This is a genomic window from Siphonobacter sp. BAB-5385 (genome assembly GCF_002261125.1).
GTDB lineage: Bacteria > Bacteroidota > Bacteroidia > Cytophagales > Spirosomataceae > Siphonobacter.
In genome coordinates this window covers 148,011-168,708 of record NZ_NMPS01000147.1, presented here as the reverse complement: position 1 = coordinate 168,708, position 20,698 = coordinate 148,011, and the positions used below count along the sequence as shown (strand labels likewise).

The following is a 20,698-nucleotide window of genomic DNA, read 5'->3' as shown; positions in this document are numbered from 1 at the left end:
AATAGCAACAACGTCGAAGAAGCATTTGAATACGACATGTTTGGATTCCGCTACAGGATTACGGATGCCAAGGGTGAGTTTCATGACGACGGCATTGACCCAGTGACGGATCGTCTCATGAATAAAGAGATTCGGCTGAAAGGCATGTACTATGGCAGTGCAGCCGAACAGGTGTCTGAAATCCAGAAGTTTGTGGCGGGGGCATATCCCGGATTCAATATGTATTCCGGCCACTTTCACGCGAACGTTTATTTCCGAACCGAGGCCCAGTGGAATCACCAGCGTTGGAACGAGGAATACGATCATACGGTGCCGAATCAAACGTTCACGCAGGACCAGATGGATAACTCCATTGATCGGGTTATTTATGAAACCTACCGGACCGGTAACAGTATCGAAACGCGTACGCTGATTCGGATTCTACTGTGTACGCAGCGTTTTTCAGACATCCTCTCGCCTTCGTTTTCTTACAAGGATGAAGACATTATGAGAGATGAAAATGGAAACTGGCATGATCAGCGAACCGAGGAAACCTATCTGACGAAAATCCCTTCGTACACGTCCACCCGGGCACTCAATTACCAAAAGGAAGCCGCCCTGAAGTTTTGCCGCAGGTACCGCAAGGCCATTAATGATGGTACCATCCATGGAATCTCGTTCTGGAACTCTGAAGCAGGTGAAAATAACTGGACGGCTCGCTACCATGATGCCCAGCGGGAGATGCGTCCCTTTATAGCTGACTTTTCGGAGATCAATCGCAATGCGTTTATCGCCTTTTTACAGGCCCGGTTCGGTACCATCCAGCAGCTCAATGCCAAACTAGGCACGAGTATACCCAATTATAGTTTGTCCACGTTTGGCCCTAATCTGCTCATTAACGATGGGGAGGGGTCCAACCGCAAGATGCAGGCAATTTTCCAGTGGTGGAGCATGTGGACGCACGCTACCTATAATAACGACATCCAGGAGTACATCTACGACAACCTGAATATCACACGAAGCAAACTTTTCTGGTTTGATGTCGGATCGTTGATCAATGGCGAAGCGAACGGGATGAAGGCGTATCACTGGAAACTGAGAACCGATATTTCGACCCGGTTTATTGTCGTGAAAAGCAATAACATCACTGAGTTCGATGGAGACATCTGGGGGATTCATCAAATCGCGAGTGCTTCCCGCCGGGCAGGTGCCATGCCGGTCATGGAACCCTCGCCCAGTCTTTACTATTTCCAGGTATCCACCAGCGAACACCTGATCGATGTGGTTAGAAAGCTTAATGCAGTGGGAATGGGCTTATCGGCCTTTACACCGCAGGATGCGAATTTTTGGCCGCACGTGGCGGGTGCCGTCAATCTGAGTACACCCATCGGCACCTCCAAGGGAAACGATTTGATCAATGGTAACACGGTCACCTTCAAGTACAATTTTGAAGACCTGTTTTTGACTGGCGACTGGCGGAATAGCATTGAGTACCGTTTACAATCGGGCTGGAAGGCTCTCAAAGATGCGAATCCCAACGTGCTGATTTCCATTGAAATTGATGATTCCAATCTGAAAAGCTGGTTTAATAATCCTTTACCTGGGGAGAATCAAGGGGGCGGTGGGGGGGAGACAGGTATTACCGAAATTCAGCCACTTAGTAACGTTGCCCTAACCTCTGTACCTACGTATTCGCTGCCCGCGGGTGCCATTAACATGCTGGCGGATGCCGTGCCCTGGGATACGCAGGTCGATTACGTCAGGCGGGGCATGAACAATTTTGTACACCCGACCCGTCTCTGGTCCGAACGCGGCGGTGAGTATCACGCCCAGTGGAATCCGGGCGGTATCACCGAAGCCCAGTTTCGCGAGGCCCTGGCTACCTATAATTTACCTGCGGGCATTGGCCTCTACCGCATGATGTACGACAATGCCATTGCCGACATCTGGCCACCGGGTCAGGCCATGCCCAGCTCACAACAAGCCCTGAATGAGCGGTTTGAGGGGTTCATTGTGGGCTTTTTAAACACGCTGGGCTGGGACAATCATCCGGGTATTCTGGACGTGGACTTTGAATCCGCCCAGTACTTTACCTGGGGCGGCACGAAGGCTCAGGCGGACGCTATCAAGTACCTGCTTTCCCGTCATTCCAACATCCGGGTGCAGGCCTACGCCTCGGCTCATAATAATTTGTCAGGGGCAGGGGATGGTAGTGCTTCGAATCCACTCGGCCACATTTCGACCGCTGAGCGGTTCAGGCTTTTCAAGGAGGCAGGCGTAACGGTGTTTCAGGGTACGATCCCTTATTTCCACGTGCCGTCCTTCTTTTGGACGGATCCCAGCCACGAACCCAGCGTGATCGGAGCGGGGAAAATGTATCAGAACCACGCCGACTACGCGAAAAAGTCACTGCACCCGATTGTCGCAAAACTCGGCTGGACGGATGGCTACTTTGAAAGTATTCCGGCAGGTCACCAGCCTGCAAACATCGAGTGGGCGATGGGAGTCTACGAAGGCGGCGACGACGGAGGCCCGCGTCAGTATGACAATGAAGGCAACTGGATTTCAGGCCTCAACTGGCCGGAGGTAGGCGGCTGGATTTCAGAAAGTTTAGCTGTTTGGGGCATGGTCACGGGTTCGTACCGCTGGGGTGGAGGCCTCTACAACTGGTCAGACGGACGTCCCCGAAAAGCGAGTCAGGATTACATGGAAGCAGGCAAGTGGCGGGCGTACCAGTATAACCGTTTCATTCATTCGTCTACGGTCTACAACATCAAGCTGGAGCATAGTCTGGACGGCGGCAATACCTGGCAAACGGACGACCGGCCCGGACAAAACCTACTTCAGGAACATACTAACCCGAAACCCTACATCCGGGGGGCGTTTCGCAGTGGTGAGCTGCTGGTGGTAGCCGTAGCCGGTCAGCCTTTCCACGTTAACGGCCAGTCGCAACCCGTATTGATCCGCTACGGTGGGAAGCAGTTTTCAAAGACGCTTCAGTCTCAGAAAGTCCACTCGTTCACGGTAAACATTTAACCCACCGGAGGGCCTAAAAATCCTCCGGTTCTATCCTTATATATATGCTCTATTTAAGACTGGAGCGGAAGGTACGAAACCAGACCGCAACGATCAGCCAGCTCTACGTTAACGGCAAGTTTGAATGCTTCGTCCTGGAAGACCGCGACCGGGATCTTTTAAAGGAAATGACGCCAGCCGTCATCGCCGGAATTAAGGTTTACGGTAGAACGGCGATTCCTGCAGGACAGTACAAAATCATTGTCAACCGCTCCACTCGGTTTAAACGGGATTTGCCTTTGCTTTTGGAAGTACCTGGCTTCAGCGGCATCCGGATTCACTCCGGAAATTCCAGTGCTGATACGGAAGGGTGCTTATTACCTGGAAGCTGGGACGGGAAAGGGGCCGACTGGATTAGTAACAGCAGAAAGGCATTCGACCCCCTTTTCCAGAAAATTCAGAAAGCCCTGGCGGCAAAGGAACGAGTGATCATCGACGTCCTGCAGAAATATGCTGTCACGGATGCGGAGGCAATTGCGTATCAAGCCATGCTCGATCCGGGCAAGCAGCTCGACTTTACGGAAATCGCCTAAAATTATTCCTAAAAAAACTGTTAAAATATTCCTAAGGCCATGAGAACGCTTTGGCAGCACCTTAAATCGGCTCCGTGGTGGGGCAAAACCCTGGTCGGGGCACTGTTTGCCTACGGACTGATCCTAGCGATCGGTAACATCCGCAGTTGCTCTCAGGACCGGAAGGATGAGAAAACGGATAAGGCCATCGAGGCCGTGCCGGTGACTGCTCCCAAACTGGAACGAGCAGTCGATTCGATGAAAGTCGTACTCGACAGCAATCAGGTTAAAATTCAACTCTTACAAAAACAAGCCAATGAAGCCACTGCTCATACTGCTGCTGCTCTCGCTACCCTGGACAGCCTCAAGTCAAAACTCGCTAACGGACTGTAAAGCTTTGAATTCAGCCTACGAGGTAACTCTTCAATCTCAGGCCAAAGAAATCAGTATAAAAAACGTACTGATTTCGACCTACGAAAGCAATCAAAAGACGATGGCCGCTCGCTACGTCGCCCGCGAGCAGCAACTGCAAACCGAGGTCGATGGCTGGAAAAAGCGGTTCGAGCTTTCTGAAGCGGACCGGGTCAGGTTACAGAAAGAGCGTGATAAAAATGGCCGTTTCATTGCCCCCAGTATTGGGGTATCGCTACTGACCGGACTGGCCATAGGTCTGCTGATAGGCAGGTAAGTAAATAAGAAGAGGCCGCAAACAACTCTACCCCATGAAAGAATTTATTGAATCATTTGGTCTTACGCTTAGTCAGTGGGTAGGAGTATGCTTCGGAGCGGCAATCGGCACGATCGGCCCGGATTTTAGGCAACGACTCGAGGCTTTGAAATCCATGAAATGGCAGAAAGCAATCATTGCTGTAGTGATCGGTTTCGTCGTCAGTCTGGCTAACCTGGCCATGGGTGTGTTTATTGGCATCTACGCAACGCCACCGCTTGCCCGGTACCTGGAATTCGAGAAAGAGCCCTGGATTTTCGCTGGTCTCGGTTTTGGAGGCCTAAAAATCGCCAGGGGGCTTTTCAAACTCATCACCAATTTCGAAATCGACCTTTACTATTTATCATCAATGTTCGGGAAGCCTGGGCTAAATCAAAACAAAAGAAGCCATGAAATACTGGAGAGATTATATTTTCTATCCATTCCTGCGGGCCGGTAAAGTGTTTATACGTGATACTTGGAAACGGTTCGGCTGGTACGTAGCCTTTGTGGTAGGCGTATTTTTTGCGATGCTGGCGGCGGTGATCTTCGGGGAGCGTATCAAAAAGACGTGGCAGGATCACAAACTGGAGAAACAACAGGTGCAGCTCCAAGTCAAGGAGGTGGAAACTGATTCGCTGAAAACCGTGATAAAGGATACGGTGATCCGGAAGGAGTCGGAGATCAAAGCACTGGTGTCGGTACTCAAGGAGGAAGACCCTAAGAAGTTGGTGAAGGTGCAGAAAGCGGACTCACTCATCATTCTGCGGGTGGACTCAGCTCGGAAGGATACGACTCATTAACTATTAGTGGACTATTAATGGTGTAATAGTGCAAGTATGAAACATACTTAATCATGCTCTTAATGTTGCAGAAATGCGACTGAAATATGTTTGTTAATTGCGTGTAATTTGCGGCTAATTTGCGTGTAATATAATCTATACACGCAATGCGTGTAATTGTAATGTAAAACGAGTGTAATAGAGATGCAAATGGAGTGATTTGGAATAATTTGGAGAAATATGTAAAGTAAAGACTTGATAATTAGCGATGTATCTTTATATATCTTTACATATCTGTATATATCTGTATAAAAAATTAAGATTGATTTTGAAGGGAGAAAAGATTTATCCCTAAAATTTACACTTATGAGGTATGACTTTAATTTGTGTAACTTTTTGGTTTTTAAATGGATAGACGGGAAATTTTAAAACTGTTTTTGAATTTACAAATTTGTTTAGCATTTCCATTGCGAAAACCACGAGAAGATGTATATATTTGACTGCTAAAAGGGCGGCGGATGAAGGATACGTACGGAGACACGCGCCCTCCCCTATTTTGATGAAGCCAAAATAAAACGGCCCATCATAAGAAGGGCCGTTTTAGTGTCCTGGCCAAACCATCTGCGAAATGGGAAAGCCAAAAGAAAATCGACTGAAGAGAGATAAAAAAGATCAGTCGAGGATTACAACAGTAATCTCAATTATAAGGCTTTTTGTTAACTTATTTTCAGTGATTCACCACTGGAATGATAACGAAAACCTTTAAAAAGATACCTCACTGGGCTGCAACCTGGTGGGGTTCTTTTTTTAATTACATCACAAATGTATGTATAAAACAAATATTAACTAAGATAAAACAAAAGAAAACAAAATCAAATAATATCAACAATCAGTAATAATGGGTAAGAATCAGTAATAATAGGTAAGAATCAATAAGGATAGAGTGAGTGTCATATCATTATGAAATCCACAATCTCTTGTGGATCGGAATGGTGAAAGATTTCCTTCCCGTCCACCTTCACCAAAAACAGATCTGCGTACCGAACGATCGTAAACTTCACTTCAATGCCTGGGTACTGAAAACTCAGACGGTCATTGATGAAACTGAAGTAGTCCAAACAGGAGTAACTTTTCAGGGCCTTATATAATTCGTACAGTTCTTCCATTACAATTGAAAACCGGTTTCTTCGCCTTCATCATATTCAATATCCGTGCTAGGCTGGATATTCTCGCTTTTCAGATTGGTTAAAAGTTTTTGCCAGCACGGGTCCGCAACCGGATTTCCGGTATCTACGAATTCAAGTACATAGTGCGAAACCGGGTCATCATACCAGATTTTCATGGCTGCTCCCCAGCCAGCCGTATAGTAGATAACGTACGAACTTACCCGGCCCAGGCTAACCCGGTTGGAGCCTTCAAGAAACGCTACGATTTTTTTCCAGTCCGGAATCTGCTCTGTCATTGAAATTTCGCATATTGTATAAAAAACGCACGCAATATATATGTTAATTGTCCATATTCGCTTTTGTTAATTAGGGTATGTACATATATTTGAGTCATATATGTTGTGTACGTAACTGAATTAGCCTTTTTATGAGCAACCAATCTATTCCTGTCCAGTCTTCATCACAAGTCTATGAAGATCTTAAGCTTTCGCTTTCATTCGCAGTCGGTTCTGAAGGGTTCGTACAGTTGCTCCCTATCGATCGGTCCGATTACGTTTGGCGGATGCTGGAACTTATGGAACAGTATAGAGAGGTGCCAGAAATGCAGGAGGCATAAAAAAAGTGGCAAATCTTAGGCCTCTGCCACTAGATTTGCCACCAAAACCACTAATACTATTGATAATCAGTACTATAGTGGGCCCTGTAGGTTTCGAACCTACGACCAATTGATTATGAGTCAACTGCTCTAACCCCTGAGCTAAGGGCCCGATCTGGCGGAATACCGCCAAATGAGCCGCAAGTTTACACTTTTTTAACGCTTTTTGCAACGCACCATTAAACCTTAGCCGACTTTTTTGTTTCAAAGGCTCCGAACGTTAACTAAACAGTCATGAAAAAACTCGTGTTTTCCCTCGGAGCCTTATTGCTGGCTACTACGCTGACCTTCGCTCAGGGCGAGATGGGTCGTTCGCCCGAGGAACGTGCCCAAAGGCAAACGGAACAACTGACCAAACAACTGAACCTCTCTGCTGATCAGACCGCTAAAGTCAAAACGTTGAGTGATGATCGCATGAAGCAGATGCAGGAAATGCGGGCTAACGGAGCTCGTCCGGATCGTCAGAAAATGCAGGAATTACAGGAAAATTACGAAGCTAAACTGAAACCCATTTTAACTACCGAGCAGTGGACTCAGTACGAAAAAATGCGTGAAGAACAACGCAACCGCATGCGGGATGGACGTCGCGGCGGTCCTGGTAGCAATTAATCCAGGGTTTACTTGGCATACATGGGTAGGAACGTATTTTTATGCGTTCCTACTTTCGTTTATACCGAGGTACGTTCCCCTGCTGCATGAATAAGAAGAAAGTGCTCAACGATCCCGTATACGGGTTCATTACCATTCCGGGTCACCTGATTTTTGACCTGATTGAACATCCCTACTTCCAACGCCTTCGCCGGATCAAGCAACTAGGCATCGCGGAATACGTGTATCCCGGAGCCTTACATACGCGTTTTCATCATGCTCTGGGTGCGATGCACCTGATGGGCGAAGCGATCAGTACGCTCAAAAGTAAAGGACATCTGATTTCAGAGCAGGAATGTGAAGCGGTACAAATCGCTATTCTGCTGCACGACATCGGGCATGGTCCCTTTTCGCACGTATTAGAGCATACGCTGTTGCACCATGTTTCGCATGAACGAATTTCGCTGTTACTTATGAAGGAGTTAAACAAGGAATTCAACGGAGCCCTGGATTTAGCCATCCGTATGTTCTCGGGACAATACGAACGTCGCTTTTTTTATGACCTGATTTCGAGTCAGCTGGACATTGACCGGCTGGATTACCTGAATCGCGATTGTTTCTTTACGGGAGTAACGGAAGGAAGCATTGGCTCGGAACGTATTGTAAAGCTGCTGGATGTAGTAGATAACCAGCTGGTAATCGAGCAAAAAGGGGTGTATTCGATTGAAAATTTCCTAACGGCCCGTCGTCTGATGTACTGGCAGGTATACTTGCATAAAACAGCGATCTGTGCTGAAACCATGCTGATTCAACTGATTCGACGGGCTCGTGAACTGGTACATGCGGGAGAATCAGTGTATACGACGCCCGCTTTGGAAATGTTCATTACCAACGAACCTACGCTGGCGGATTTTCAGAATCATCCACAGTACATCCGGGCTTTTACTCAACTCGATGATTATGACATATGGGCTTGTATTAAGCAATGGACCGTACATTCGGATCGTTTACTGGCTCATTTATCGACCATGTTACTCAATCGACGGTTATTTAAAATTCGATTCTTCGATGCTCCACCCTCCGACGAGGTGGTTAACACTTTTCAAACCCAGGTTTTGGCCTTACCGGGCGTTACTGAGGCTGACCTGCCGTATTTAGTGGTACGGGGTGAGACTACCAATTCAGCGTATCTCGCGAGCCGACAACCGATCCGCATTCTTACCAAAGATCGGGGCGTAGTAGATGTTTCGGAAGCTTCCGACTTGCCCACCATAAAAGCATTGAGTCAGATTGTTCGCAAATATTACGTAGCCTATGCCGTGAGAGGAATCTAATTCTTCAAGCGTCCTTTTTACTGGGACAGGACGCTTGAAGAATTAAAACAAACGTTACTTTCTGGTAACCCGAACCGCAATACGTCGGTTCTGGTCACGGCCTTCTTGCGTTTCATTACTGGCAATCGGGTGCTCTTGGCCGTATCCTTCTGCGTCTAAACGGCTGGAGGAAACACCCATTTTTTCCAAAGCGATTTGTACGTTTCTAGCTCGTTCCTGAGAAAGCTTAAGGTTCGTTTCAGCACTCCCCGTATTGTCTGTATACCCTCCAATTTTCAGGTGTACCTCCGGATAGGCCTGCATGATTTCGTAGATGTTTCGAACTTCCTCCATGGAAGTAGAATCAATTTCATTGCTGCCACTTTTAAACGTCAGCTTTCTGAAATTGAACCAGGTTGTTTTATCTACCTTCACGGCCTCATCTTCAATAAATTGGATGAGTTGATTTTCAATGCTGGATTCTCCGAAGGTCAGGTCTACACCAGTCGAAAGTTTTTTGTGTACAATGACCATCGTATCTAAAGTAGTTACGTTTTCAGGTGGAGTCTCCGTCAAGGCATTTGGTTTTTTCTCTGTACTGCAGCTTTTGAAAAAGTAAATACCGGCAATAATCGCTGCCAGTAATAAAAGCCAGAGTATCCAGGAATTTCCACCTTTGCCCGTTGTTTCAGGTACGGGTTTGTAATTTTTTTCTGCAACAAAATCAGTAGGCTGTGAAAAGGAAAAAAAGTGAACAAAACCAGCTGGAAGAGCCGTCACAATACTTTCCTTTTGACTGCTTAAGAGGCGAAACAATCCCGAAGGAGTTGAATCTTCTTTACCAATCAGGTGCGTTAATACGCTAGCCGCAATGCTTAATAACGAAGAGGAAGACGTATGACTGATGTCAGCAATGGAAGCAAGTCGATTGATGACACTGCCAGTTTGACCATTAAACAAGGTCTCTACCAGGGACGAACCTCGACTAATCAGTTTTTGGATGTCCAATACGGTTGAAATGGAAGCCGCTGGTTGAGGTGTCGCAGACTCGGAATTTTCTTTCTTCAGTAGAGCAGCAAGCGAGTTTAAGCCTTCGGGAGTATTTAATTTTTCTAAAAACCCCCCTAGCATTACGGGCAGGGCAGCGTTTAAACCAACTGCGGTGTGAGGCGTTGATTCGTTCAGATAATCACTGATTTTGTCAACCGTAGAGGGGTTTAGATGAGCTTGTGCTAATTGAATTAAATCCATTTGAGTAAAGATATGAGGGTTGGAATTCACTACTAAAAATAAGAGTGAGCAGGTAAATAAAAATACTTATAAATCCCTGATCTTTACTTGAGTAATTAAGTTAATTTAACTAAAAGTAGTGAGTGCATCTAGGTTTTCGCTACTACAGTCATTTAGGGGTAAGGGAGCTGGGGCGATCCGAAGGTCCTTGGCCCCATCGGGTGTTTGGTTGGTCTCCCATCGTTAATTCAAGCGTTCCACCCGCCAGGATCTGATTGTGGGTCAAGAATGTTCTGGTAAACGCTTTGCCATTGAGCGTCGCGTTCTGGATATAGATGTTCTTAGCGGAATTACCCCGGGCTTTAATGGTGAAAGTTTTTCCGTTGGAAAGATGTAAGGAAGCCTGGTTAAAGCTTGGGCTTCCCAAGACGTATTCCGGTCTTCCGGGGCATACCGGATAAAAACCCAGCATACTGAATGCCAGCCAGGCCGACATTTGCCCGCCGTCCTCATTACCCGACAAGCCACCTGGCCCTAAACCATATTCTTCCCGGATGAGCTGGCGTACCCATTTTTGCGTTTTGTAGGGTTGCCCGGCCCAGGCGTAGAGGTAAGCGGTATGATTACCCGGTTCATTGCCATGCCAGTAGTAGCCTTTCTCGAACATCGTATCAAGTTTGGCCACAAAGCGTTCGCGGCCCCCCACTTGCTGTACTAAACCCTGCACATCCTGCGGAACAAACCAGGTATACTGAGCGGGAGAACCCTCCGTAATAAAGCCGACGCGTAAAGCGAATGGGTCAAACTTCTCACTCCAGCGACCATCCGCGTACCGGCCCCGGGCCCATCCCGTTTGGGGGTCAATTACGTTTCGGTAGTTCTGAGCCCGATTCATTAATTGGTTGTAATCATCAGTATGGTGTAAAGCTTTTGCGAGTTGAGCCAGGCAGAAGTCATCGTAGGCGTACTCTAGGGTACGGGACGTTTGCTCGCGTTTATGAAAAGCCTGCCAGACCGAATCTTCTAGCGGAATGTACTGATACTGCAGGTAACTTTTTAAAGCCCGCCGCCCTTGTCCGGCTTCGTAGCTTTTCGAATCCGTATTCACTTCAAAAGCGTTTTTACGCAGGTAGCGATAGGCCGTCTCGACATCAAAATTCCGGATTCCCTTGACGTACGCATCGGCCACCGCCGAGAGTACATGATCGCCGATCATGGCCGCTGTATAGTGATTCCAGCAGGGGAAAATAGGCATCCAGCCGCCTTGTTCGCCCATTTTCGTAAAGGACTGCATGAGACTGGCGGATCGCTCGGGCTCGAGCAAGGCGTGAAGGGGCAGGCCCGCCCGAAAGGTATCCCACAAACTGAAGTCACAGTAGTAATCAAAACCCTTCGCGGTATGAATCGTGGTATCGTTGGCAAAACCAGGGTAGCGACCGTCAACGTCGGAGTACAGCCGGGGCGTTAATTTCGTGTGATACAGAGCCGTATAAAAAAGCGACTGATCCGCTTCGGAACCCTGGAGACTAACCCGCCCCAGCTCCCGGTTCCAGGCTGCTTCGGAGGCTTTACGAATGGGTTCTACAGTCCAGTTTGGAATTTCCGCAGCCAGATTCCGGCGGGCTCCGTCCAGATCCGTAAAAGAAGTGCCCACGCGTACCCGTACGGTTGTACCCGCCTGGGTAGGGAAAGCGAGGATCGCTCCCACGGCATTTCCTTTGGCTTGAGCAACCGTGCGTTTGAAATGGATCGTAGTGGCTTCGAACGTGCCATAGTCTTCAAAAGGCGTATCAAACTGAATAACGAAGTAGCCACTGATACCCGCGGACTGACCCGCCCCCTGATAAATGCGATGAACGGGGTTGTACCCCACAATTTCGCGTCGTTCGGGGTGAATTTCCACGAAGCCCTGCCCTTCGTCGCTGTTCGGTTCAATGAGTACAAAATGCTTTTCTTCCTTTTGAAACTGGAACTCCAGTAACCCGGATCGGGGCGTAGCCGTCAGTTGGGCTTTCACCTGATAATCTGGCAAAACGACGGAGTAGTACGAAGGCGTTACCCGTTCCTGGTCGTGCGAAAAGGAAGATTCCGGTTGGGTCGTGGGCGTACCCGAAAAGGGCATGAGTGTGACCGTTCCATAATCCTGTACACAGGAGCCATTTAGCCAGTGCGAACCCCGAAATCCGTTGATTTTCGAATCGGTGTAGTAATACGGAGCGACGCACTTGGTTTCGGTTCGACGGGTCTGCGGCGTCCAGCTGGTCATGCCGTGCGGATGCCCAATGGCCGGAGCAATCTGGCCTTTCAGTTCACTGCCCGCTTCGCTGTGTCGACGGGCTGATTCAGTGGTACTGGGAGCCGAACCAATGAGTGGATTGACGTAATCAACGGGCGTTTTTTGCTGGGCAGCGGCCGTCAGACTAACCAGAAGCAGAACTAGAGAGAATCGCATGATCAAGAGGTCTTATGCCAATGACTTTAAATGGAGCAGGAAGTCCCTAGAAGAAAAGCCTGAATGGAACTGGAATTTTACCGAATCCTTTCAGTAATAAGCAATAATAATTGAAATTGAGGTTTAACCTAACGACCTGACGTTGTGGAATTGCGTATATTTACCCAGTACTAGTTTCATTCTACCCTTTATACCATAACGCAACCAAGTTACTTATGAAGAAAACATTAATCGTCGCTTTGATGCTTGCACCGGCTCTGACCTGGGCTCAAAGCGGAACCTATACCGTAAAGGGAAAAATGGGTACGCTCAATGCTCCCGCTAAAGCGTATTTACGGTATATGAAAGGTGATAAGGCTCAAATCGATACGGCTAAGATTACCAACGGAGCCTTTGAATTCAAAGGCTCACTCGAAGCCCCGCAGAATGCCATGATTGCCATCGACGCTCGTGGATTGGGCATGCGGCGGCTGAACAATAATCACATTGTACCACTGTATCTGGAACCGGGTACGATCATGGTACAAAGCCCCGATTCAGCCCTGAACGCAAGCGTAAAAGGTACGCCATTAAACGTGGCGAATGAAAAGCTGAAAGTAGCCTTGAAAAGCAGCAACGAGCAGATGGCCCAGATGATGAAGGAGTATCAGGCGGCTACACCGGAACAACGCAAGTCGAAGGAATTCGACGAAGCCATGGATGCTCGGTATGAGAAAATTCAGGGCGAACAGAAAACCATTTACGCGAAGTTCATCAAGGAAAACCCAAAGAGTGTCGTGAGTCTGGATGCCTTGCGTTCCTACGGCGGATCAGTACCTGAATACGCGGAAGTAGAGCCCATGTACGCGAGTCTGGATGAATCCGTGAAAAGTACACCGGCGGGTAAGAAGTATTCAGAAACGCTGGCGAAACTGAAAACGACGGCGATCGGAGCCATGGCTCCGGGTTTCACCCAGGCCGATACCACGGGACGCCTGATTTCGCTGACTGATTTTAAAGGCAAGTACGTATTGTTGGACTTCTGGGCTAGCTGGTGCGGTCCCTGCCGTCAGGAGAATCCAAACGTGGTGGCCAATTACCAGAAGTATAAGGATAAAAACTTTACCGTACTGGGCGTATCGCTGGATCAGCCCGGAGCGAAAGAGGCCTGGATGAAAGCCATTCACAAAGATAATCTGACCTGGACGCACGTATCCGATCTTCAATTCTGGAACAACGAAGCGGCCCGACTTTACGGCGTACAGGCCATTCCGCAAAACTTCCTGCTGGATCCGAACGGCAAAATCATCGCGAAAAATATTCGTGGAAAAGCCCTGGGGGAGAAGCTGGCTGAGATACTGGCTACGAACTAAAATGGACTATTGTATACGAAAAAGCGGATGTTCAGCTTACTGGACATCCGCTTTTTCGTATCGGGAAATCAGAAGATTAATACTTCCGGAGAATTCGCTCCACTGCCGTTAAATAGCCCCCAGCGAAGAGGTTGACGTGTACCAGCAAGGGATACAGATTATACAGCGGAATGCGTTCGTTAAAGCCTGGTTCCACTGGAAAAGCTTCGTAATAGCTCGTGTAAAAACTCGTATCAAAGCCGCCAAACATGGTCGTAAAAGCGAGTTCGGCCTCACGCAAACCAAAGTACGTGGCCGGATCGACCAGGGCTACGGCTCCTTCCGATCCCGTCATCACATTGCCGCTCCACAAATCGCCGTGCAATAGAGCAGCGGGTTCATCGGGAATCAGGTTCGGAAGTTTTTCGCAGAATTTCAGAAACTGATCGTGTAGTTTGCTCGAAAGCTTTCCTTCGTACAAGGCCCGTCCGGCCTGCACTTTCAGCCGATTTTCGATAAAAAAGCTAATACCCGATTCCATCCAGTCATTTTTCTGGGGCAGGGCTCCAATGTAGTTGTTAAATTCCAGGCCGTGACGATCATTGCTGACGTGGTGCAACTGAGCGAGTTTTCGTCCGAAGTCCGCCCAGTAATCCGGACGCTGGGCACTGGTTTCCAGAAAGTCCATCATCAGGTACGCCCCATCGTTGCGTTGTCCGTAGCCGTGTACCGTCGGAATTGTCAGGATGCCCGTTTCCCGTAGCCGGTTTAGACTCCGGGCTTCGGATTCAAACATTCCTTCATGATCGCCCTGGTTCCATTTGATGAAATAGGAACCTTCGGCGGTGATGACTTTGGCAGCCAGATTGAAATTACCACCGTATATAAATTGAAACTCTTTGACTTCCGGCTGGAAGCCCAACGTTTCGAATAAGACGCTTTCGATGAAGTGATACTGATCGGTACTTTGAAACATACGCAGCTGTTGGCTATTAACTGGCTAAAGATACGGATGAACTCGAAGGAAAGAAGGCCGCTGGAGCCAAGGTCCCTATTTTACCAGTCCATTTTCAATGCGGTATTTAATTTTTCCGTCCGCCGACTTCAACACAAAATCGGCTTTGGACCCGAGCTTCACATCGGTATCAATGACTAAATCCGTACCATCCAGTTCCCGCGTACCAAAGAAGACCGAACAATCGCCGAATTCCTCGACGGTACCCCGAATGTACCATTTTTCGGGACGGTTGAATACCGCTAGTTCCTGGCGATTGATGGCAAGGTCAGTTAATACGAGTTTACCCTTTTTCAAAACGCGTACATTCCGGATGATCAGGTCAAAGATGGAACGCCGATTCTCCGGAATTTCCTCGTAGGCTTCAATGGCTTCGGTCTCGTAGGAACCCGAAGCAATGGCCTGGAGTCCGCTGAGTAAGGCTACGTAATTCAGTCGTCGGATCTGTTGTTTTTCGGGGTCGTTGGCGTACCCACCCGATTCAATCAAAATCAGGGAGCTACCCCATTTCTGAATATTATCCCCAAAGGCACGGGGCTCGAATTCATCCGAAAAACGACCCACCTGATTCGGAATAAAATTCTGCAGGGTACGATTGAGTGAAACAATCAATTGCATCGAACGCTGACGTACCGGATTGATCTCACGGGCTTCGTTGTAAGCCGTAGCCAGAAAGGAAATCGTAGCCAGATTTTTGGTTTTCCCGGCGGAGTATCGGGGTTCCTGATCGTGCAGGTTGAAGGCGAATGCCGGTTGCAGGGTTTGCTGTAACTGTTTCAGCAAACGTCCTTCGGGCGTTTGCAGGCGTAAGGCGTCGCGGTTCATGTCGATACCCAGAGCGGTACGGCGAGTCCAGGCTTCCGCTCCATCGGGATTAAGCATGGGGACGAAATACAGCGTCGTTTTCTCCAGAATTTCCCTGCGGAAAGTATCGAAGGAATCATTCGAAGCCGAGAAAAACCGAAATAAATCGAAAATAGCCATCGTCGCTGTTGCCTCGTCGCCGTGCATTTGTGACCAGAGCAGTACTTTCGTGGGACCGGAACCCATTTTAACCAGATTAAGACTACGGCCTTCCGTCGATTTTCCGGCTTCCGTTACTTCAAACTGCGTTTTCACTTTTTCCAGTAAAGGCACAATATCCTGATGCCGAAAGCGGCGTTCGGTCAGGGCTTTTTCTTTGAATGTTTCGTGCGAATCGAATACTTGCTGAGACATAGGTTGAGCGTTCGCGGCAAGAGCAACCCCTAACCAGAGGAAAACAAAAGCGTATTTCATGGGGCGGGGCAGGTATGCGGCAGTCATGGTTTGATTTGATGTAAAGCTTTGCCTTTGAACGAAAGAAAGCGAGTGTGTTTGGGACTACCCACAATCTGGGAGCCGTAAATCCCCGAATTTCCCGAAAATAAATAGGCAATAAAGCAGGCCAGAGCCAGATATACAGCGGCTTCGGACCCAAAAAGTTCGATGCCCATCACCGTACTGGCTAAAGGCGTGTTGGAAGCTCCGGCGAAGACAGCGACAAAGCCCATACCCGCGAGTAGACTCAGGGGTAAATCGGCCAGCGGAGCCAGGGCATTGCCCAGCGTAGCTCCTACAAAAAAGAGTGGCGTAACCTCGCCGCCTTTGAAGCCAACGCCCAGGGTAAACGTGGTAGAAAGCGTTTTCAGTATCCAGTCGTACCAGGCTGACGGTTCGTGAAAGGAGGCCACGATGGTAGGTACGCCGAGCCCAATGTAGCGGGTCGTTCCGGAAAGGTACACCGCTACGGCAATGATGGCTCCACCCACTACGGGACGCAGCGGCGAATAGGCAATCCAGCGTTTGGCTTGTTTACTCCAGAAGTGTGTTAATTCGGCAAAAAGCGTACTTGCTAGTCCAAAGCCGATGCTAATGAGCAATACTTTTAGCAAAATCAGTACGGTTAATGCAGGTACGAAGGGAATGGCGTAGTGCGTGTGGGCCGCTCCCCAAAGGCGACAGGTTTGATCAGCCAGTACTGCAGCGAGTAAGCTGGGAATAAGGGCTTCATACCGTAAACGACCCAGAATGAAAACTTCCAGTGCGAAAAGAGTACCAGCCAGCGGTGTGCCAAAAACAGACGCAAACCCGGCACTCATGCCCGTTACAAGTAGCGTTTTTCGGTCGGAATCTGACAGGTGAAACAGCCGGGTAAACTGATCGGCGATTGCTCCGCCCATTTGTACGGCCGTGCCTTCGCGTCCGGCTGAACCGCCGAACAAATGAGTGAGTAAGGTCGTGAGTAGGACAAAAGGAGCCATCCGGAAGGGAATGATTTTCCGGGGATTCTGCCATTCTTCGATCAACTGATTATTCCCTTTAACGACGTCCTGCCCCCAGTAATGATAAATAGCTCCGACTAAAAACCCGCCGAGGGGTAGAAAGGCAATAATCCAGCGGTGACTTTCACGGTACAGCGTAACCAGATCCAATGCAACCAGAAAAAACGCCGAAGCCGAACCCGCTAGTCCACCTACCAGGGCACTGAGCACCAGCCATCGAAACAAATAAATCAGCGAAGAGCCCGCAACGGTATCCATGCAACAAAGGTACGAGCTAACGAATGAGTGACTGAATGAGATCCTGATATTCCGGATGGGTCGAGATGTTCGTTTCAGCCGTTGCCAGTTCAAAATCGGCAAAATCAAAACCCGGAGCCACCGTGCAGCCCACCAGAGCGTAAGCAGTACCCGCGGCGGGTCGGGACGCAAACCAGCGGCCCGCCGGTACGACGGCCTGAAATACCTCGCCCGCGTCGGGGTTGTTACCTAAGCGGATGATTTCCAGTTGTCCAGTTTCGTCAAATACAAATACTTCCAGCGGTCCGCCCGCATAAAAATGCCAGACCTCATCGGACTGAATCCGGTGCAACGCCGAAAAGTGATGACTCTCCAGCAGGAAATAAATCGCCGTACTGAACGTTCGATTGCCTGAGAACCGGGCGGGGAGGGCTGGTTGCGATACCCATTCCTCAGAACGGTACATTTCCCGGAAGAAGCCGCCCTCGGGATGCGGTTGCATGGTATACTTTTCGATCCAGTAAGAAGCCGGTTTCATATCGATTGACAAGGATTTCATCGCATAAATTTCAAAAATCCAAAAGTCGCGTGCAACATTTCAGAAAGCAAGCTTGTCCTTGGTACGAAATTGATTCATGAAGCGGTTGAAATCGTTGGTGTACGGAAGGGAGTAGAAAGGCATGAACGTAGAGGGGGAGAAGAATTCATTTCAAAAACCCGTAACCTACCTGTCTTTTTGAAACCGTTGGAACAGACGTTGTACCTTGACCGTCATTACTCACTCGTTGAAGCCTGCAAGCGGGGCGACCGTAAGGCTCAGTACGAGCTGTACCGGCTGTACTCGAAGTCGATGTTCAACGTATGTATGCGTATCCTCAACCACATGGGGGAAGCCGAGGACGTACTGCAGGAAGCGTTTCTGGATGCTTTTCAGAAAATTCACGATTTCCGGCAGACGAGTACCTTCGGAGCCTGGCTGAAACAAATTGTAGTAAACCGGGCTATTAATCAGTTACGCCAGCGAAAAGTGCAGTGGGTGGAGGTGGAAGAAGCCGAGTACGTAGGCGAAGAAGCGTTAATACAAGATGAAACGGAGTGGGAAGTAGAACGCGTACGAGTCGGTATTCAGCGATTGCCCGATGGATTCAGAACTGTACTGAGTCTGTACCTGCTGGAAGGCTACGATCACGAGGAAATTGCCGAAGTACTGGGCATTTCTGAGTCGACCTCCCGGACGCAGTACATGCGGGCCAAACGCAAGTTAGTAGAAATGCTCTCAACCTAAAGTTAGCGGATGACGCACTTATAAAGACTTTATTAGCAATTAATGTACGGCTAATGGCCAAAAATACCCATGAAAAAAGATCGTATCGAACGTTTTATTCGGGATAATCGGGAGGAATTTGATGCCTTCGAGCCGCCACTGGGATTGTGGGCGGATATCGAACGGCGATTGCCAGAAGCGATTTTACCGGATGCCGAGGAGAAAGAAGCGAAGGTAATTCCGTTAGGAAATGCCGCTGGTAACCGATCATGGATGCATTTCTTCATCGAAAAAAGCTGGCGAATGGCCGCTGGAGTTGTGTTATTGCTTGGCCTGGGTTTTGTGGCCGGACAATACGTTATGAAACCCCGTTATACGGATCCCATTATTGCTCAGGTAAGTCCGGAAGAAGGAAAAATGGCCTTCCGTTACGCTTCGCTGATTGAAACGAAACGATCGGAAATTAAAGCTATCGAAACGTCTAATCCACAATTATACCGGGAGTTTGCTTCCGAAATCGAGCAGCTCGATAAAGATTATCAGAATTTGCGGTCAGAGTTACCTCAAACTCCGAATCAGACCGAGCTGGTGGAAGCCATGATTCAGAACCTGCAATTACAGCTCGATATTTTAAATCGTCAACTACAGATCATCAACCGTATATCCAAACCTAGCCATGAAAAGACTATTTAGCGGTGTGTTCCTGGCCTTGCTTTGGGTGGTACCAGCTCTGGCTCACGAACAGGGTACGCTTGCCGAACGGAAACGTACCATTGTCAAATCCTTTAGTGCTTCCACGCGTGATCGGCTGTATGTTTCCAATCAGCACGGCGAAATGAAAGTGAACCTTTGGGACCGAAATGAAGTCCGGGCCGAAATCATTATCGTCGGTTTAGGCAATGATGATGATGAAGCCCAGCGTTTTGTAGATGCCGTAGGAATTGAAGAATCCCGTTCGGGAAATATCATTCGTCTGGAAACGCGGTACAACGAGCCCAAGGGTAGTTGGAGTTGGAAGAGCTGGGGACGTAGTTCAGACGAATCAAAATCGCGGGGGGTGAAAATCAGCTATACCATTCACATGCCCAAGTACATGCCGCTGGATATGCAAAACCGCTTTGCTAATGCCACACTAGCCGATTTTTCGGCTCCGTTACGGGTGAATACGCAATACGGCGATTTTACGGCCGACCGCCTGATGAGTACCGAGAATGATATTCAGGTAGAATATGGCAAGGCTATCATTCACCAGCTTAACGAAGGCAATTTGAAAATTCAGTACTCCAAGTTGGAACTCGATAAAGCGGATCGTCTGCGATTGGTCAATAACTACGGCACCATGATCGTGGACGAAGTAGGGGATCTGGAGGCAACGATTCAGTATTCCAAAGGAAAGATTGGGAAGTTGAAAGAACAGGCTCGGCTAAATATCAATTACTCCGATAACGTCCAGTTGCCAGTCTTACTACGGACCGTTAAAAATCTGGATGTTCGTTCCAACTATACGACGCTACGGTTGCCCGTACGTGAAGATCAGGACCTGGATTTTGATGTAACCGTCACGTACGCCAACTTCGGTTATCCGAGTGCTCTGCCCATTAATTTTGTGATCAAAGACGATGGCAGCGACGACTCTCGTCAACGGTATGTACCCAAACATACGAAAACCTATAAGGGAAAAGTAGGGAAGGGAGGTTGCACGGTACGGATCGTTTCCAACTATGGTCCCGTGAAGTTTATCGACTAAGTTTTACTCTTCTGTAACACTCCTGTATTCAACCTATTAAACGGTCGTATGCAGGAGTTTTTTTTGTTATCGGTAGCGTAAATACTTGCACTTCGTAAAAAAACGGCTTCTTGGAAATATCCAAAATTAGCTTTAGAACCCTGTAGAAGGCTAATCCGGCGAGGATTAATGTAGAAGTAACGATAACCTAATAAATTATTATTCAGCGAGATAGTGTTTTTTCGTTAGAAAATTCATAATTTTGCGGGCATTTTCATTGGCGGTTATCCGTAAGGCTAGCTCTGTGTGACTCGAAGTGAGGGACGACAGGCGGTGCTGCAAGCACCGGTGGTAAACAAAGCGG

20 protein-coding genes and 1 tRNA gene are annotated in these 20,698 nt (G+C 48.4%); 12 read left to right on the top strand and 9 right to left on the bottom strand.

The genetic code is table 11. The features are described from left to right. From BWI93_RS27835 to BWI93_RS14605, 6 genes are all read left to right on the top strand, one after another. On the top strand, nt 1–3,015 hold a 3,015-nt coding region (locus BWI93_RS27835; protein WP_176454230.1), incomplete at its 5' end, for a hypothetical protein. A 44-nt stretch (nt 3,016–3,059) separates the two neighbouring features. Next, nucleotides 3,060–3,587: a DUF5675 family protein gene (locus BWI93_RS14625; RefSeq protein ID WP_176454229.1), complete on the top strand. Its 528-nt coding sequence runs from the start codon at nt 3,060–3,062 to the stop codon at nt 3,585–3,587. 39 nt (nt 3,588–3,626) lie between these two features. Beyond that, a complete protein-coding gene (locus tag BWI93_RS14620; RefSeq protein ID WP_094812546.1) occupies nt 3,627–3,959 on the top strand; it encodes a hypothetical protein in 333 nt (110 codons plus the stop codon). A 4-nt stretch (nt 3,960–3,963) separates the two neighbouring features. After that, nucleotides 3,964–4,254 (top strand): hypothetical protein, encoded by a 291-nt coding sequence (locus BWI93_RS14615; protein ID WP_094812544.1) that lies wholly within the window; start codon nt 3,964–3,966, stop codon nt 4,252–4,254. A gap of 34 nt (nt 4,255–4,288) precedes the next feature. Continuing rightward, nucleotides 4,289–4,732 carry a hypothetical protein gene (locus BWI93_RS14610; protein ID WP_094812542.1) on the top strand — a complete coding sequence of 148 codons (444 nt, stop codon included), beginning with the start codon at nt 4,289–4,291 and terminating at the stop codon, nt 4,730–4,732. Further along, nucleotides 4,683–5,075: a hypothetical protein gene (locus BWI93_RS14605; RefSeq protein WP_141217471.1), complete on the top strand. Its 393-nt coding sequence runs from the start codon at nt 4,683–4,685 to the stop codon at nt 5,073–5,075. The genes BWI93_RS14610 and BWI93_RS14605 overlap by 50 nt, the downstream gene beginning before the upstream one ends. 929 nt (nt 5,076–6,004) lie before the next feature. Here BWI93_RS14605 and BWI93_RS14600 read toward each other — a convergent pair. The 3 genes from BWI93_RS14600 to BWI93_RS14585 all read right to left on the bottom strand — a co-directional run bounded on the left by BWI93_RS14600 (nt 6,005) and on the right by BWI93_RS14585 (nt 6,987). Continuing rightward, nucleotides 6,005–6,220 (bottom strand): hypothetical protein, encoded by a 216-nt coding sequence (locus BWI93_RS14600; RefSeq protein ID WP_094812538.1) that lies wholly within the window; start codon nt 6,218–6,220, stop codon nt 6,005–6,007. Then, the gene (locus BWI93_RS14595; RefSeq protein ID WP_094812536.1) at nt 6,220–6,516 is read right to left on the bottom strand and encodes a hypothetical protein; all 297 of its coding nucleotides are present in this window, start codon (nt 6,514–6,516) and stop codon (nt 6,220–6,222) included. The genes BWI93_RS14600 and BWI93_RS14595 overlap by 1 nt, the downstream gene beginning before the upstream one ends. A gap of 398 nt (nt 6,517–6,914) precedes the next feature. Continuing rightward, nucleotides 6,915–6,987, bottom strand: a tRNA-Ile gene (locus tag BWI93_RS14585). 122 nt (nt 6,988–7,109) lie between these two features. Between BWI93_RS14585 and BWI93_RS14580 the strand changes: the two genes are divergently transcribed. Together BWI93_RS14580 and BWI93_RS14575 are read left to right on the top strand one after the other, a co-directional pair. Continuing rightward, a complete protein-coding gene (locus tag BWI93_RS14580; RefSeq protein ID WP_094812530.1) occupies nt 7,110–7,484 on the top strand; it encodes a hypothetical protein in 375 nt (124 codons plus the stop codon). Between the two features lie 41 nt (nt 7,485–7,525). Beyond that, nucleotides 7,526–8,797 carry an HD domain-containing protein gene (locus BWI93_RS14575; protein WP_255157880.1) on the top strand — a complete coding sequence of 424 codons (1,272 nt, stop codon included), beginning with the start codon at nt 7,526–7,528 and terminating at the stop codon, nt 8,795–8,797. 54 nt (nt 8,798–8,851) lie between these two features. On the opposite strand, the gene BWI93_RS14570 is transcribed toward BWI93_RS14575, so the two are convergent. Both BWI93_RS14570 and BWI93_RS14565 read right to left on the bottom strand, forming a co-directional pair. Then, the gene (locus BWI93_RS14570; protein WP_094812528.1) at nt 8,852–10,027 is read right to left on the bottom strand and encodes an OmpA family protein; all 1,176 of its coding nucleotides are present in this window, start codon (nt 10,025–10,027) and stop codon (nt 8,852–8,854) included. A gap of 148 nt (nt 10,028–10,175) precedes the next feature. After that, nucleotides 10,176–12,458: a GH92 family glycosyl hydrolase gene (locus BWI93_RS14565; RefSeq protein WP_094812526.1), complete on the bottom strand. Its 2,283-nt coding sequence runs from the start codon at nt 12,456–12,458 to the stop codon at nt 10,176–10,178. 215 nt (nt 12,459–12,673) lie between these two features. On the opposite strand from BWI93_RS14565, the gene BWI93_RS14560 reads away from it, so the two are divergent. Next, a complete protein-coding gene (locus BWI93_RS14560) occupies nt 12,674–13,810 on the top strand; it encodes a TlpA disulfide reductase family protein (protein ID WP_094812524.1) in 1,137 nt (378 codons plus the stop codon). Between the two features lie 76 nt (nt 13,811–13,886). Here BWI93_RS14560 and BWI93_RS14555 read toward each other — a convergent pair whose 3' ends face one another. The 4 genes from BWI93_RS14555 to BWI93_RS14540 all read right to left on the bottom strand — a co-directional run bounded on the left by BWI93_RS14555 (nt 13,887) and on the right by BWI93_RS14540 (nt 17,882). Beyond that, on the bottom strand, nt 13,887–14,765 hold the full coding sequence (locus BWI93_RS14555; RefSeq protein WP_094812522.1) for a fructosamine kinase family protein: 879 nt from the start codon (nt 14,763–14,765) through the stop codon (nt 13,887–13,889). A 75-nt stretch (nt 14,766–14,840) separates the two neighbouring features. Next, nucleotides 14,841–16,109, bottom strand: a complete 1,269-nt coding sequence (locus BWI93_RS14550) for a M14 family zinc carboxypeptidase (RefSeq protein ID WP_255157879.1) — start codon at nt 16,107–16,109, stop codon at nt 14,841–14,843. Further along, on the bottom strand, nt 16,106–17,365 hold the full coding sequence (locus tag BWI93_RS14545; protein WP_094812520.1) for a voltage-gated chloride channel family protein: 1,260 nt from the start codon (nt 17,363–17,365) through the stop codon (nt 16,106–16,108). The genes BWI93_RS14550 and BWI93_RS14545 overlap by 4 nt, the downstream gene beginning before the upstream one ends. 16 nt (nt 17,366–17,381) lie before the next feature. Continuing rightward, a complete protein-coding gene (locus BWI93_RS14540) occupies nt 17,382–17,882 on the bottom strand; it encodes a cupin domain-containing protein (protein WP_094812518.1) in 501 nt (166 codons plus the stop codon). A gap of 207 nt (nt 17,883–18,089) precedes the next feature. Here BWI93_RS14540 and BWI93_RS14535 point away from each other — a divergent pair, with 207 nt between their 5' ends. From BWI93_RS14535 to BWI93_RS14525, 3 genes are all read left to right on the top strand, one after another. Then, entirely contained in the window at nt 18,090–18,629 is a 540-nt protein-coding gene (locus BWI93_RS14535; protein WP_094812558.1) for an RNA polymerase sigma factor, read from the top strand. A gap of 69 nt (nt 18,630–18,698) precedes the next feature. Further along, nucleotides 18,699–19,301: a hypothetical protein gene (locus BWI93_RS14530; protein ID WP_094812516.1), complete on the top strand. Its 603-nt coding sequence runs from the start codon at nt 18,699–18,701 to the stop codon at nt 19,299–19,301. Then, nucleotides 19,285–20,355 carry a hypothetical protein gene (locus BWI93_RS14525; protein ID WP_094812514.1) on the top strand — a complete coding sequence of 357 codons (1,071 nt, stop codon included), beginning with the start codon at nt 19,285–19,287 and terminating at the stop codon, nt 20,353–20,355. Before BWI93_RS14530 ends, BWI93_RS14525 begins: the two co-directional genes overlap by 17 nt. Nucleotides 20,356–20,698: the final 343 nt, after the last annotated feature.

Bases quoted from the DNA above. Each gene is read 5' to 3' on its own strand.
- BWI93_RS14570 (WP_094812528.1), bottom strand. From the start codon at position 10,027: ATGGATTTAATTCAATTAGCACAAGCTCATCTAAACCCCTCTACGGTT.
- BWI93_RS14575 (WP_255157880.1), top strand. From the start codon at position 7,526: ATGCGTTCCTACTTTCGTTTATACCGAGGTACGTTCCCCTGCTGCATG.
- BWI93_RS14610 (WP_094812542.1), top strand. From the start codon at position 4,289: ATGAAAGAATTTATTGAATCATTTGGTCTTACGCTTAGTCAGTGGGTA.
- BWI93_RS14530 (WP_094812516.1), top strand. From the start codon at position 18,699: ATGAAAAAAGATCGTATCGAACGTTTTATTCGGGATAATCGGGAGGAA.
- BWI93_RS14550 (WP_255157879.1), bottom strand. From the start codon at position 16,109: ATGACTGCCGCATACCTGCCCCGCCCCATGAAATACGCTTTTGTTTTC.
- BWI93_RS14540 (WP_094812518.1), bottom strand. From the start codon at position 17,882: ATGAAACCGGCTTCTTACTGGATCGAAAAGTATACCATGCAACCGCAT.
- BWI93_RS14600 (WP_094812538.1), bottom strand. From the start codon at position 6,220: ATGGAAGAACTGTACGAATTATATAAGGCCCTGAAAAGTTACTCCTGT.
- BWI93_RS14605 (WP_141217471.1), top strand. From the start codon at position 4,683: ATGAAATACTGGAGAGATTATATTTTCTATCCATTCCTGCGGGCCGGT.
- BWI93_RS14625 (WP_176454229.1), top strand. From the start codon at position 3,060: ATGCTCTATTTAAGACTGGAGCGGAAGGTACGAAACCAGACCGCAACG.
- BWI93_RS14545 (WP_094812520.1), bottom strand. From the start codon at position 17,365: ATGGATACCGTTGCGGGCTCTTCGCTGATTTATTTGTTTCGATGGCTG.
- BWI93_RS14555 (WP_094812522.1), bottom strand. From the start codon at position 14,765: ATGTTTCAAAGTACCGATCAGTATCACTTCATCGAAAGCGTCTTATTC.
- BWI93_RS14620 (WP_094812546.1), top strand. From the start codon at position 3,627: ATGAGAACGCTTTGGCAGCACCTTAAATCGGCTCCGTGGTGGGGCAAA.
- BWI93_RS14565 (WP_094812526.1), bottom strand. From the start codon at position 12,458: ATGCGATTCTCTCTAGTTCTGCTTCTGGTTAGTCTGACGGCCGCTGCC.
- BWI93_RS14595 (WP_094812536.1), bottom strand. From the start codon at position 6,516: ATGACAGAGCAGATTCCGGACTGGAAAAAAATCGTAGCGTTTCTTGAA.
- BWI93_RS14525 (WP_094812514.1), top strand. From the start codon at position 19,285: ATGAAAAGACTATTTAGCGGTGTGTTCCTGGCCTTGCTTTGGGTGGTA.
- BWI93_RS14580 (WP_094812530.1), top strand. From the start codon at position 7,110: ATGAAAAAACTCGTGTTTTCCCTCGGAGCCTTATTGCTGGCTACTACG.
- BWI93_RS14560 (WP_094812524.1), top strand. From the start codon at position 12,674: ATGAAGAAAACATTAATCGTCGCTTTGATGCTTGCACCGGCTCTGACC.